Origin of the sequence: Arthrobacter sp. AG258 (assembly GCF_004364695.1) — a bacterium.
GTDB lineage: Bacteria > Actinomycetota > Actinomycetes > Actinomycetales > Micrococcaceae > Arthrobacter.
Genome location: NZ_SOBI01000004.1, coordinates 416,310 through 428,740, shown reverse-complemented (window position 1 = coordinate 428,740; position 12,431 = coordinate 416,310). Strand labels below are relative to the sequence as shown.

At 68.5% G+C, this 12,431-nt stretch carries 12 protein-coding genes; 11 read left to right on the top strand and 1 reads right to left on the bottom strand.

The window, feature by feature from the left end; translation table 11 throughout:
* Positions 1 to 31: 31 nt before the first annotated feature.
* The 6 genes from DFO47_RS11195 to DFO47_RS11170 all read left to right on the top strand — a co-directional run bounded on the left by DFO47_RS11195 (position 32) and on the right by DFO47_RS11170 (position 6,837).
* The gene (locus DFO47_RS11195) at positions 32 to 1,114 is read left to right on the top strand and encodes an FAD-dependent oxidoreductase (RefSeq protein WP_133831661.1); all 1,083 of its coding nucleotides are present in this window, start codon (positions 32 to 34) and stop codon (positions 1,112 to 1,114) included.
* A gap of 50 nt (positions 1,115 to 1,164) precedes the next feature.
* The gene (locus tag DFO47_RS11190) at positions 1,165 to 2,322 is read left to right on the top strand and encodes a class I SAM-dependent methyltransferase (RefSeq protein ID WP_109044470.1); all 1,158 of its coding nucleotides are present in this window, start codon (positions 1,165 to 1,167) and stop codon (positions 2,320 to 2,322) included.
* A 220-nt stretch (positions 2,323 to 2,542) separates the two neighbouring features.
* Positions 2,543 to 3,742 (top strand): ROK family transcriptional regulator, encoded by a 1,200-nt coding sequence (locus DFO47_RS11185; RefSeq protein ID WP_133831660.1) that lies wholly within the window; start codon positions 2,543 to 2,545, stop codon positions 3,740 to 3,742.
* A gap of 7 nt (positions 3,743 to 3,749) precedes the next feature.
* The gene (locus DFO47_RS11180; protein WP_133831659.1) at positions 3,750 to 5,099 is read left to right on the top strand and encodes an extracellular solute-binding protein; all 1,350 of its coding nucleotides are present in this window, start codon (positions 3,750 to 3,752) and stop codon (positions 5,097 to 5,099) included.
* Positions 5,100 to 5,101: 2 nt separating this feature from the next.
* Positions 5,102 to 5,983 carry a sugar ABC transporter permease gene (locus tag DFO47_RS11175; RefSeq protein ID WP_109044473.1) on the top strand — a complete coding sequence of 294 codons (882 nt, stop codon included), beginning with the start codon at positions 5,102 to 5,104 and terminating at the stop codon, positions 5,981 to 5,983.
* Between the two features lie 56 nt (positions 5,984 to 6,039).
* Positions 6,040 to 6,837 carry a carbohydrate ABC transporter permease gene (locus DFO47_RS11170; protein ID WP_347876404.1) on the top strand — a complete coding sequence of 266 codons (798 nt, stop codon included), beginning with the start codon at positions 6,040 to 6,042 and terminating at the stop codon, positions 6,835 to 6,837.
* Here DFO47_RS11170 and DFO47_RS11165 read toward each other — a convergent pair.
* The gene (locus tag DFO47_RS11165) at positions 6,834 to 7,031 is read right to left on the bottom strand and encodes a hypothetical protein (protein ID WP_231369860.1); all 198 of its coding nucleotides are present in this window, start codon (positions 7,029 to 7,031) and stop codon (positions 6,834 to 6,836) included. The two genes, DFO47_RS11170 and DFO47_RS11165, sit on opposite strands and share 4 nt — an antisense overlap.
* Positions 7,032 to 7,171: 140 nt before the next feature.
* On the opposite strand from DFO47_RS11165, the gene DFO47_RS11160 reads away from it, so the two are divergent.
* From DFO47_RS11160 to DFO47_RS11140, 5 genes are read left to right on the top strand one after another with little or no spacing between them, the layout of a single operon-like run.
* Positions 7,172 to 8,179 carry a MoxR family ATPase gene (locus DFO47_RS11160; protein ID WP_109044476.1) on the top strand — a complete coding sequence of 336 codons (1,008 nt, stop codon included), beginning with the start codon at positions 7,172 to 7,174 and terminating at the stop codon, positions 8,177 to 8,179.
* Positions 8,180 to 8,185: 6 nt separating this feature from the next.
* Positions 8,186 to 9,085 (top strand): DUF58 domain-containing protein, encoded by a 900-nt coding sequence (locus DFO47_RS11155; protein WP_133831657.1) that lies wholly within the window; start codon positions 8,186 to 8,188, stop codon positions 9,083 to 9,085.
* Positions 9,075 to 9,545, top strand: a complete 471-nt coding sequence (locus DFO47_RS11150) for a hypothetical protein (protein WP_133831656.1) — start codon at positions 9,075 to 9,077, stop codon at positions 9,543 to 9,545. Before DFO47_RS11155 ends, DFO47_RS11150 begins: the two co-directional genes overlap by 11 nt.
* The gene (locus DFO47_RS11145) at positions 9,536 to 11,518 is read left to right on the top strand and encodes a VWA domain-containing protein (protein ID WP_243835444.1); all 1,983 of its coding nucleotides are present in this window, start codon (positions 9,536 to 9,538) and stop codon (positions 11,516 to 11,518) included. Before DFO47_RS11150 ends, DFO47_RS11145 begins: the two co-directional genes overlap by 10 nt.
* Positions 11,515 to 12,228 (top strand): hypothetical protein, encoded by a 714-nt coding sequence (locus DFO47_RS11140; protein ID WP_133831655.1) that lies wholly within the window; start codon positions 11,515 to 11,517, stop codon positions 12,226 to 12,228. The genes DFO47_RS11145 and DFO47_RS11140 overlap by 4 nt, the downstream gene beginning before the upstream one ends.
* Positions 12,229 to 12,431 lie beyond the last annotated feature (203 nt).

Sequence of the window (12,431 nt, the reverse complement as noted above, 5' to 3'; positions counted from 1 at the left end):
CTGTGCTGCCCTCCGCGACTATCATTGGGGAGTGATTCCTGAGCCGACCGATGTGGTGGTCATCGGGGCGGGCCAAGCCGGCCTGTCCGCCGCCTACCACCTGCAGCGCCGGAGATTCGATTTTGCGGTGCTCGACGCCGAGGACGGTCCGGGCGGTGCCTGGCGGCATCGGTGGAAGAGCCTGCGCATGGCAACGGTCAACGGAATCAGCGACTTGCCGGGGATCCCCAAACCGGACGTCGATCCAACCGAGCCCAGCTCCCAATTCCTGACCCGCTACTTTGGCGGCTACGAGGCCGCCCTGGGCCTTGCCGTGCACCGGCCCGTCAAAGTGCGTGCTGTCCGGCGGGAAGACGAGGACCCGGCCGGACGGCTGAGGGTGGAGACGTCCGACGGCGTCTGGAGCGCCAGGGCCCTCATCAACGCCACAGGCACCTGGAGCCGCCCGTTCTGGCCCATCTACCCGGGCCGGTCCTCATTCCGCGGCCGGCAGCTGCACGTTGCCGACTACGTCTCCGCCGCTGAATTCACGGGCAAGCACGTGATTGTGGTGGGCGGCGGCATCTCCGCCGTCGGCCTGCTGGACGAGATTTCCCGGGTGACGTCCACCAGCTGGTTCACGCGCCGGGAACCGGTCTGGCGGGACGCCCCTTTCGATGCCCGGGCCGGGCACGACGCAGTGGCCCTGGTGGAGGACCGTGTCCGCCGGGGCCTCCCGCCGCAAAGCGTCGTATCGGCGACCGGACTCATCTGGACTCCGGCGCTCCGCGCAGCACGGGAGCGCGGCGTCCTTGACCGGCAGCCCATGTTCACGTCCATCGAACCGGACGGAGTCCGCCGCGCCGATGGCAGTTTCCTGACGGCGGACGTCATCCTGTGGGCCACCGGCTTCAGGGCCGAACTGGAACACCTTGCCCCGCTCCACCTCCGCGGACCGGGCGGCGGGATCGCGATGGAAGGAACCCAGGTGGCAGCTGAGCCGCGCGTCCACCTGGTGGGCTACGGTCCGTCGTCGTCCACCATCGGCGCCAACCGGGCCGGCCGGGCTGCAGTGGCAGCCATCGCGGCACTGCCCGGGATGGCTCCGGCGGCGGAAACGGTAACGTGGGGGTGACTCCGGGGAACCCGGGGCCGGCACGGACGACAGAAGGCGGCAGGACAGCGGTGGCAGCACATACCCTGGCGGAGATTTTCGATGTCCTGCGCCGGCGGCCCGATGTTGAAGCGCCCAACCTCCACGCCTGGGACGCCACGGACCGGCTGCTCCTGGACACCGCTGTGCAGCTTGGCCGGTCCGGCAGCACCATTGCCGTCATCGGTGACCGTTACGGCGCCCTGACCTTGGGCGCCTCCGCAGTCCTCGCCCCGGCCTCCCTGCGCGTGCACCAGGATCTGGTGACGGGGGAGCGGGCGCTGCGGTTGAACGCCGCGCAATGCGACGCACAGTTGCCGGGATACGCCGGTGACGGCACGGAGTTCGTCCAGCTGCCCCTCGGGCCTGAGCTCCTGGCAGGCGCGGAAACTGTCCTGCTGCAACTGCCCAAGACCCTGGCGGAGCTGGAGGAGATTGCGGCTGCCGTCGCCCGCCATGCGGCCCCCGGGGTGCTGCTGCTGGCCGGCGGCAGGGTCAAACACATGTCCCTGGGCATGAACGCGGTCCTGGAACGCTTTTTCGCGTCCGTCCAGCCGCAGCTCGCCCGGCAAAAGTCGCGGCTGGTCCTGGCCGCCGGACCAAAGCCGGCCGCACCGCCACGCTTTCCGGTGGTGGAGCACCTCGCTGAGCTGGACCTTGACGTTGCCGCCCACGGCGCTGTCTTCGCCGGCGCCAAACTGGACATCGGCACCCGATTCCTGCTGACGTTCCTGCCCGCCATGAAACCGGCACGGCACGCCGTCGACCTCGGCTGCGGCACCGGCATCCTCGCCGCCATGTACGCCCGCCAGTTCCCTGGCGCCGCCGTGACGGCCACCGACCAGTCCGCGGCCGCCGTGCAGTCGGCCCTCGCCACCGCACGGGCGAACGGCCTGGCGGACCGGATCACTGTCTTGCAGGATGACGCGCTCAGTACCTTCCCCGACGGCGCTGCCGATGCCGTCCTGCTGAACCCGCCCTTCCACGTTGGCGCCGGCGTCCACGCGGGCGCCGGGATCAAGATGATCGAGGCGGCAGGACGCGTCCTGGCCGCCGGCGGGGAGCTGTGGACGGTCTTCAACCGGCACCTTGCCTACCTGCCGGCGCTGGAACGGCACGTCGGACCCACCGTCGTGGAAGGCATGAATCCTAAATTCACCGTCACGCGAAGCGTCCGCCGTCCCCGCTGATCCGGGCCGGCGGCTGCCACCCGTTGACCGGCGCCCACCGCCAACCCGCCGCTGACGTGGACCGTTCCCGCGCCGCGCCGCCGCCCGGCCATGTGGGCGGGCGCCCGCCCGTAACGTACGATTCAAAGCATCACCGTATGCAGGTAGCCGAAGACGTTTAGGGGACACCGTGTCTGAGATCCGCCAATCTTCTCCGAGGCGCGGAACCAACTTGCCCAGGATGGGGGATTTCAACCTCACCGTCATCCTCGACGCGATCCGCAGGACCACCGGCGGTTTGAGCCGCGTGGAACTCGCGCAGATCGTGGGCCTGTCCCCGCAGACCATCTCCAATATTTCCCGGCGCCTGCTGGACCAGAACCTGATCGTGGAAGCCGGCAAAGAGGGCAGCGGACCGGGCAAGCCACGCACCATCCTGCGGCTCAACCCTGGCGGAATGTACGCCTTGGGTGTCCACCTTGACCCGGCAGTGACCACGTTCGTGGTCCTGGACCTCGTGGGGGCGGTGGTCCGGCATTCACGCATCAAGACCCCGGGCGGGAACGATCCCTCCGCCGTCATCACCACCATCGCCGCGGAACTGGCGCAGCTCGTCACCGATTCCGGCGTGGACCGCAGCCGCATCGCAGGCGTGGGCGTGGCCGCTCCCGGCCCCATCGACCTGGACAACGGCACCGTGGTGGACCCGCCGCTGCTGCCGGGCTGGGACCGGGTGGAACTGCGTGAGGCGCTGGCCAGGGCCACCGGCTACTCGGTGCTGGTGGACAAGGACGTCACCAGCGCGGCCGTGGCGGAAACCTGGGCGGGCGGCCCCAGCGGCGCGGGGAGCTTCGTCTTCATGTACATGGGGACCGGCATCGGCTGCGGCATCGTCCTCAACGACGAGGTCATTCGCGGAACCTCCGGCAATGCCGGCGAGATCGGCCACATCGTGGTGGATCCGGACGGCCCTCCCTGCGACTGCGGCCAGCGGGGCTGCGTCAAATCCTCCTGCATCCCGCAGGTGCTGGTGGCAGAGGCGGAAGCGGCCGGCATCCTGGAAGGGCCCCCCGCCAGCAGTGCCGCCGAAATCAAGCAGAGCTTCGCCGATCTCTGCGCACGCGCCTACGGCGGGGACGAACGGGCCTCCGCCATCCTGGACAAGTCAGCCGTCCTGGTGGCACGCGCAGTTTCAGTGGTCACCAACACCCTGGATGTTGAACGGGTTGTCTTCGGGGGACCGTTCTGGACGTGCCTGTCCCAACGCTACCTGGAGCTGATCCCGTCCCTCCTGGATACCAACAGCGCCGCCCGCCTGATCCACCCCATCGAGGTTGTGGGCACCGGCGTAGGCGAGGACGTGGGCGCCATCGGCGCAGCATCGCTGGTCCTGGAACATACCCTCGCGCCCCGCGCCCAGCGGCTGCTGCTGGAAAGCTGACCGGACCATGCTTCGCCGGGTATCCGCCACGGTGTCCCTGCTGGCCGCCGCAGCACTGGCCCTCGCCGGCTGTACTCCCGCCGATCCTGCAGGCGGCAAGACGATCAAGGTGGCCTACCAGAAGACGGATTCCTTCACCGCACTGGACACCATGTTCCAGGACGCCAAGAAGGAGTTCGAAGCAGCGCACCAGGGCATCACAGTTGAACTCCAGCCCATCCAGGCAAACGACGACGACTACGGCACCAAACTGGCCCTCGCGCTCAGGTCGCCTGCCACCGCCCCCGACGTTTTTTACGAAGACACTTTCAAGGTCCGTTCGGACGTGGATGCCGGGTACCTCTTGAACCTGGACAGCCGGCTGGCGGCGTGGGAAGACTGGGACAAGTTCGACGCCGGCGCGAAGGAAGCCGGGAAGGCGGACGACGGCGGCACCTACGCAGTGCCGCTGGGCACCGACACACGGGCCATCTGGTACAACAAGAAAGTCTTTGAAGCCGCGGGCATCGCGCTGCCCTGGCGCCCGGCCACCTGGCAGGACATCCTGGACACCGCCAGGAAGATCAAGGCCTCGAACCCCGCCGTGATCCCGTTCAACATGTACGCCGGCAAAGGCACCGGCGAGGGAACAGTGATGCAGGGGTTCTACGAGCTGCTCTACGGCACCGGTGCCGGCCTCTATGACCAGGATGCGAAAAAGTGGGTCGTCGGCTCAGCAGGCTTCAAGGATTCACTCGCCTTCCTCCAGACGCTTTACCAGGAGGGCCTCGCAGTGCCGCCTGCCGATGCGCTGGACCCGAACGTCTGGAAGAAGGTGTTCGGGGACTGGTTTCCGAAAGCACAGTTGGGCGCCACCGTGGAAGGCTCCTATACGCCGTCGTTCTGGCAAAAAGGTGGAAGCTATGAATGGCCGGCGTACGCGCAGGACATGGGCGTGGCCCCGTTCCCCACGCAGAACGGCGGGGCACCGGGTGCCGTGAGCATGTCCGGCGGCTGGACCTTGGCCGTGGGCGCGGAAACCAAGCAGCCTGACCTCGCCTTCACGTTCCTGACCACGGCGCTGAATGCAAAGAACTCCCTGCAGTTCACGGTCGCCAGTTCACAGATCGCCGTCCGCACCGACGTCGCAGCCGATCCGGGCTACCAGTCCGCCAACCCCTTCGTCAAAGACGTGTCCAGCCTGGTGTCGGTGACCCGATACCGCCCCGCCACCTCGGACTACCCCCGGATCTCCGCTGCCGTCCAGGAGGCCACCGAAGCCGTCATCACGGGCAAGAGGACCCCGGAGCAGGCGGCCGCCGACTACGACACGGCCGTGGCAGGCATCGTGGGCGGCGACAAGACCGTCCGGAAGTAGCGGTGGCACGCCACCACCAACGTCGGCAGCTCGCCCGCTACCTGCCGGTCCTGCCGGCCGTCCTGCTGCTTGCTGTCTTCCTGGCGGGCCCGGTGCTGTGGGCGTTCCAGGCCTCGCTGACCAATGCCGGACTGACCGGCCGGCATGCCAGGAACCCGGAATGGGTGGGTCTGGAGAACTACCAGCGGCTGTTGCAGGACCCGGTGTTCCCGCTCTCGCTGGCCCTGACGGTGCTGTTCGTGGGCGGCTCCGCCGTTCTGGGCCAGAACGTCCTGGGACTGGCCCTGGCGGTCCTTCTGCGCCGGGCACGGCCCGCAGTCTCGGCGGTGGTGGGTACCGCCGTCGTTGCCGCCTGGGTCTTGCCCGAAATCGTGGCGGCTTTCGCTGCCTACGCCTTCTTCAGCCGCGACGGGACGCTCAACCAGTTGCTCGGCGGGATGGGACTGGCGGAGGTCGACTGGCTCTACGCCGTGCCCATGCTGGCCGTGATCATGGCGAACGTGTGGCGTGGCACCGCCTTCTCCATGCTGGTGTACCGCGCGGCGCTGGGCGGGGTGCCGGCCGAGCTCACCGAAGCGGCACACATGGACGGTGCCGGCGCCTGGCAGCGGCTGGTGTTCATCACCCTGCCGGTGATCCGGGGCAGCATCGCCACCAACCTGATGCTGGTCACGCTGCAGACCCTGGCCGTGTTCACCCTGATCTGGGTCATGACCGCGGGCGGTCCGGCCAACGGCAGCTCCACATTGCCCGTCATGGCCTACCAGGAGGCCTTCAAATTCGGCGATATCGGCTATGGCACGGCGGTCGCTTCGGTGCTGATCCTGATCGGGGCAGTGTTCGGGGCCGCCTATCTTCGACTCTTGCGGGAGCAGAAGCCGTGACCGCCGCACGGACTGCCCTCCGGCCACGGGCCCGCCGCCGTCCGCGGGGGAGCGCGGTGGCGGATGCCGTCCTGCTGGTGATCGGCGCGTGCTTCGTGCTGCCGCTGCTGTGGCTGGTCCTCGGTTCGCTGGACCCGGCCGCCGGGCATGGCACCAAAGTTCCGCTGCGGCCTGCCCTGGACAATTTTTCCGCAGTCCTCACCCCGGAGCTGCTGTTCCGGCCGCTGTGGAACAGCCTGTTGCTTTCTGCAGGGACCGGTGCCGTGACGCTGGCAGCGGCCGTATTGGCTGCCTATCCGCTCTCCCGTTTCCGGTCGCGGTTCAACACCCCGTTCCTCTACGGCATCCTGTTCGGCACCTGCCTGCCGGTGACGGCCATCATGGTTCCGGTGTACGGATTGTTCGTTCAGCTTCAGCTGTTGGATTCCTTGCCCGCCACAGTGCTGTTCCTGTCCGCGACCAGCCTGCCCATGGCCATCTGGATGACCAGGAACTTCATGGATGCGGTGCCCTTGGCCGTGGAGGAGGCCGCCTGGGTGGACGGGGCGTCCCGGCTGGCTGCCTTGCGTTCAATCGTGCTGCCGCTCATGGGCCCGGGCCTGGGCGTGGTGTTTATCTTCGTGTTCATCCAGGCTTGGGGGAACTTCTTCGTACCGTTCGTGCTCCTGCTCTCTGAAGCCAACCAGCCGGCGGCGGTATCGATCTTCGGCTTTTTCGGCCAGTACGGGGCCGTGGCGTATGGCCAGCTGGCCGCGTTCTCCATCCTGTACTCCCTGCCGGTGCTGGCCCTCTACGGCATCGTGGCGCGCGGCGCCGGCAACCCGTTGGCGCTGTCGGGAGCTGTCAGGGGTTAGTCGATGTCCTCCAGCACCACCCCGAAGGGGAGGGTATCGTCCAGGTGGGCTTGGTGTCCGTGGTGGGTGTCCACCACGCGGACGCCGTGCAGTTTGTCCGCCGCGGACTGCATCAGGACCGGCCTGACGGTGTCGACGAACAACTGGTTCTTGCCGGCGAGGTACTCCTTGTAACTGTCTGGAAGCTCGGTCATGGCAAAAGGATAGACCTGCCCGGCCCGCATGGGGAGGGGTGCCCATTGCCGTTCCGGGCCCCGCGGTCTTGGATAGGATGGCGGGCGGGACACGGCCGGCCCGGCCCGCGACTCCATCACCGTCACCAGGGGGAATACCAGTGCTTTCGACCAGCGTGCCCGCAAGAATCGAACCGGCGGAGCTGGCCAGGGCGCAGCAGGTGGTCGCGAACATTTCCCGCAGTTTCGACGCCAAGGTGGTGGGGCAGTCCCGGCTGCGCGAATCGCTCCTGGTGGGCCTGCTGACCGGCGGCCACATCCTCCTCGAAAGCGTCCCGGGACTGGCGAAAACCACTGCGGCGCAAACGGTGGCCGAGGCCGTCAGCGCCGAGTTCCGCCGGATCCAGTGCACCCCGGACCTGCTGCCCAGCGACATTGTGGGAACCCAGATCTACGACGCCGCCAAAGGAACTTTCGTCACCCAGCTGGGTCCGGTGCACGCAAACATCGTGCTGCTGGACGAGATCAACCGCTCCAGCGCCAAGACCCAGAGCGCCATGCTGGAGGCCATGCAGGAACGCCAGACCTCCATCGGCGGCCAGGACTACCGGCTGCCCTCACCGTTCCTGGTCCTGGCCACCCAGAACCCGATCGAGCAGGAAGGCACATACCAGCTCCCCGAAGCCCAAATGGACCGCTTCATGCTCAAGGATGTGCTGGACTACCCCTCGCCTGCGGAGGAAGCGGAGATTATCCGCAGGATCGATGCCGGCATCTTCACCGCGGACCAGAAGCCTGCTGCCGCCGCCTCCCTCGACGCCATCACCGAAATCCAGGCCCTCGCCAGGCGGATCTACATTGATCCTGCGGTGATCAACTACATCGTGGGGCTGGTGTACGTGACCCGGCATGCTTCGCAGTACATCGACTCCCGGCTTGCCGGATTCATCGAATTCGGCGCCAGCCCCCGCGCCAGCATCGCCTTCAGCCAGGCGTCCCGTGCGGTGGCCCTGTTGAATGGCCGCGACCACGTCATCCCCGAGGACGTCAGGTCGCTGGCCCACCGGGTGCTGCGGCACCGGCTGATCCTGAACTTTGACGCCGTGGCCGAGCAAGTACCGGTCGAATCGGTGATCGACGCCATCGTCGCAGCCGTTCAGACCCCCTGACCCCGCATGCCAAGCCTGCTCCAGCGCGTGAAGTCGAAGATGGCCATCTTCGCGCAGCGGAAAGCCCGGGGAATGCTCGACGGCGAATACGGTTCCGTCTTCCGTGGCCGCAGCCTCGACTTCGATGACCTGCGCGCCTACGTTCCCGGTGACGAGGTCCGCGACATCGACTGGAAGGCCTCGGCGCGCCACGGCTCACCCCTGATCCGGCGCTATGTGGCAGTCCGGAGGCAAACAGTCCTCCTCGTTACCGATACCGGGCGCAACATGGCTGCGGATGCCAAATCCGGGGAGGCAAAGAAGGACATTGCCATCCTCGCACTGGGAGTCCTGGGCTACCTTGCCCTCCGCCATGGGGATGTGGTGGGCCTGGTCTGCGGCGACTCTTCCACCACCCGGTCCCTGCCCGCTAAGGGCGGTGAGGAGCACCTGGAGCGGCTGCTGAGGCACGTCGACACCAACACCAGGCTGGACGGCCCCCCGAGCAGGCTCCAGGACCAGTTGCAGCACGTGGCCGGCAACGTCAAGGGCCGCCGCCTGTTGTTCGTCGTCGCGGATGAACTGCCCGCTGATGACGCCACGGGCCGGCTCCTCCGCAGGCTCCGCGCGCAGCACGAGATCCTCTGGCTGACGGTCCGGGACGCGGACCTGGCGCCGTCCAGCCAGGAAATACGGGAGTCTTCCACAGCCGATTCCTTCAGCGTCGCCGATTCCGCGGTCCTGGCCTGGCAGCCTGCGGCGGCGGCCGGCGTGGCGGCCGCCTATGCCACCGCGGCCGCCCAGCGCGATGCGGAGCGCAAGGCCATGCTGCGTGCTGCGGGGATCGTTGAGGGGGATGTGGCCGCCAGCGACGACGTCATGACCGGCCTGTTTGCCCTGCTGGAAAGGCACCGGCGTGCAGGCTGACCCCGGATTCTACGGACCGCTGCCGTACAACCCCGCATGGGTGTGGTGCGGAGCGGCAATCCTGGCCCTGGTGGCCGGCTGGTACGCCTTCGTGTGGTTAAGCTCCCGTGCCGGCCGCGCTTCCGGTTCCGCACCGGCGCGTCCCGCCCTGACAGACCTCCCGTCGCTCAAGGCCGCCTACCTGCAGCGCATCCGTGACGTGGAACGCGATGCTGCAGCGGGCACCCTCGACGCCCGGGCCGCGCACCAGCAGATCAGCATGCTCCTGCGCGGATTCGTCCGGGACGCCACCGGGGTGGACGCCACCCGGATGACGCAGCAGGACCTGGCGCAGCACCCGCTTCCTGCGGCCGCGGACGCGGTCGAAGCCCTCTACCCGGCCGAATTCGGGCCCGGTCCGCTGCCCTCCGTGGGCGCCTCCGCGGCACGGACTTCGGCGGTGGTGCGCGCATGGAGTTGATGTTGTGGTGGGTGCTGCTGCCGGCTGCCGCTGCCGTGGCGTGGGCCGTGTGGGCCGGGCTGCGGCGCAACGGACGGGAAGACGTTCGACGCCGTCCGGTGGCCCACGCGGACCGGCTCACCGCGCTGCCGGAATACCAGGCAGCCCTTCGGCGGCACCGGAGATGGCTGCTCGTGGCCGGGACCGCGTGTGCCCTGCTGCTGGCCTCGACGGCGGTGGCTGCTGCCCGCCCCGTGGACGTGGCAACCACCAGGCCGGAGCAGCACAACCGGGACATCATGCTGTGCCTGGACGCATCCGGCTCCATGAGCAACGCCGACGCCGCAGTGGTGGACGTCTTCGCCGGCCTGGCCAGGAAGTTCGACGGCGAGCGGATCGGCCTGACCATTTTCGACAGCAGCGCTGTCCAGGTGTTCCCGCTGACGGACGATTACGCTTACGCCCAGGAGCAACTCCAGGCCGCCAAGGACGCTTTCGACGGCAAGCCCGGCAGCTCCGGATTCCTGGACGGCACCTGGAGCGGCCGTGGTTCCTCGCTGATCGGCGATGGCCTGGCGTCCTGCCTGAACAGTTTCCAGGGCGCCACCGGCCCGGGTGCCGCCGGACCGCAGCGCTCGCGGTCGGTAGTGCTGGCCACTGATAACTTCCTTTCCGGCAAACCCATCATGACCCTGGAGCAGGCGGCGCAACTGGCCAAGGAAAGGTCGGTGCACGTCTACGCCCTGAATCCGGGAGACGTTGACTACGGCGCCGGGACGGACCAGCCGGGCGCCCGGCTGCGGGCTGCGGCGGAGTCTACGGGCGGCTCCTACTACGCCCTGGACAGCCCTGACGCCGTGGCCGGGATCGTGTCCGGCGTCGAAAAGACCGAGGCTGCTGCAATCCAGGGAGCGCCGCGGGCCGTGCTGACGGAGGTTCCCGGAGTACCGCTGGCCACCGCAGCTCTGTCAGCACTGGTACTCTGCGCTGCACTGTGGCAGGTGCAGCCACCGCTGAGGCGCGGCCGGCATGGCACGCCGCCACGTCCCGCCGGGCCGGGGCGCCGTGCATGGTTCAGGCGTTCCGCCGTCGTCCTGCTCGTCGGGGCAGCAGCCCTGCGGCCCGGCCTGCCCGGCGGTAACGTGCCGGCCGCCTCGACGGACCTCAACGTGTTCTTCGTGGTGGACACCACCACCAGCATGGTGGCCGAGGACTACGGCGGCGCAACCCCGAGGCTGGAAGGCGTCCGCAAGGACATCAAGGCCATTGCGGAACAGCTGCCGGGCGCGCGTTTTTCAGTCATCACCTTCGACACCACCGCCCATGTCCGGATGCCGTTGAGCACCGATACCCTGGCCCTTGAGACCATCACCGACGTCCTCGAGCCCCAAGTCACCGCGTACGCCAAGGGCAGCAGCATCACCGCCGCCAGGCAGGTCCTCGCAGAGCGGCTGGCCGCCGCCCGGGACAGCCACCCCGGCCGCCCGCGGCTGGTGTACTACCTGGGTGACGGGGAACAGACCAGCGGCACGGAACCGGAGGCAATGGCGTTCGACGCCGGACTGGTGGCTGGGGGAGCGGTCCTCGGCTATGGCACGGCGGAGGGCGGCCGGATGAAGGAAAACTCCGGCCTGGACGCCGGCGACGGCTCTGCCGGCGGCGCTGGGACAGGACCGCACGGCGGATATGTCCAGGACAACGGCGCAGGGGACGCACGCTCCGTCATCGACGAGGGACGGCTCCGGACCATTTCGGCGCAACTGGGCCTACCGTACGTGCATCGGGACGCGGGCGCCCCGGTGGCGGACATGATGCGGCAGGCGCACCCGGGAAAGGCGGAACACTCGGACGGCGACGGTTCCGTCGCGGCCCGGACCGAGGTGTATTGGCTGTTGGCCGCCGGTGCGTTCCTGCTGGCCCTGCCCGAAGCGGCGGCGGTCCTGCGCCGGCTGCGCGGGCTCCCGCGGCCGGCACGGGCGGAGGCCGTACGGTGAGGCCTCCGGTCCGCCGCCGTCGCCTGCTGCTCTGGTCGCTGCTGCCGGTGCTCCTGGCGCTGTGCGTGGCGGCAAAGCTCCTCAGCCTCGGCGTCCTCGCCGAGCATGCTGCCGTACGGTACGCGGCCGGGGACGCCGCCGGCGTGGACGCCGCCGCCGGTGGCCTCGGCGTGGCCAACGTGGTGGAGCCGCACAAAGCGCCGTTCGCCGCCGGCGGCGCTGCGGTGCTGCGCGGAGACTACGGGGCAGCCCGGACCGACTTCGAAACGGCTCTCCGCACCGTCCCGGCCGGTTCCGGGGATGAATGCCTGATCAGGGTCAACCTGGCCCTGGTAATCGAACGCCTTGGTGACGAACGGCTGGAGGCCGGGGATCCGGCGTCGGCCGCTGCCCTGTACCAGGCCGCACTGTCCGCGGCGAAGGAGGCGCCGGGTTGCTTGTCGCCGGACGCGCCAGCCGGGGCCGGTGGACGGTTGGGGCAAGCCGCCGAACGGCTGGAAGGAAAGCTTAGCTCGGCCGCCCAAGGGCCAGGCCCAACAGCGGCACCATCGACGGAGCCCGCGCCCGACCCTTCGGCAGAGGCGCGGCAAAGCCAGCTGGACCAACTTCAGGACAGTGCGCGGCAGGCCGAGCGGGAACGGAACAGCGGCCGTGAACGCGAGCAATACCTGGACGACTCCAGCGGAACGGCGCCGGACCGGCCCTGGTAGGGCTGGTCCACCGGCGAAGGAAATTCTGCAGAGGGTGTGGAACACGCCGTAAAACTGCGTCTTATTCGGTTGCCGACTTGAATGCACCCTCCGTGCCCCCATAGAGTCGTAGACAAGTTACCGCGGTAACGTGTCAGCGATCCTCCGTTCCGGAGGGTGTGGGTGCCCCCATGTGGGCCTGACATTTGCTCACGGACTACTTC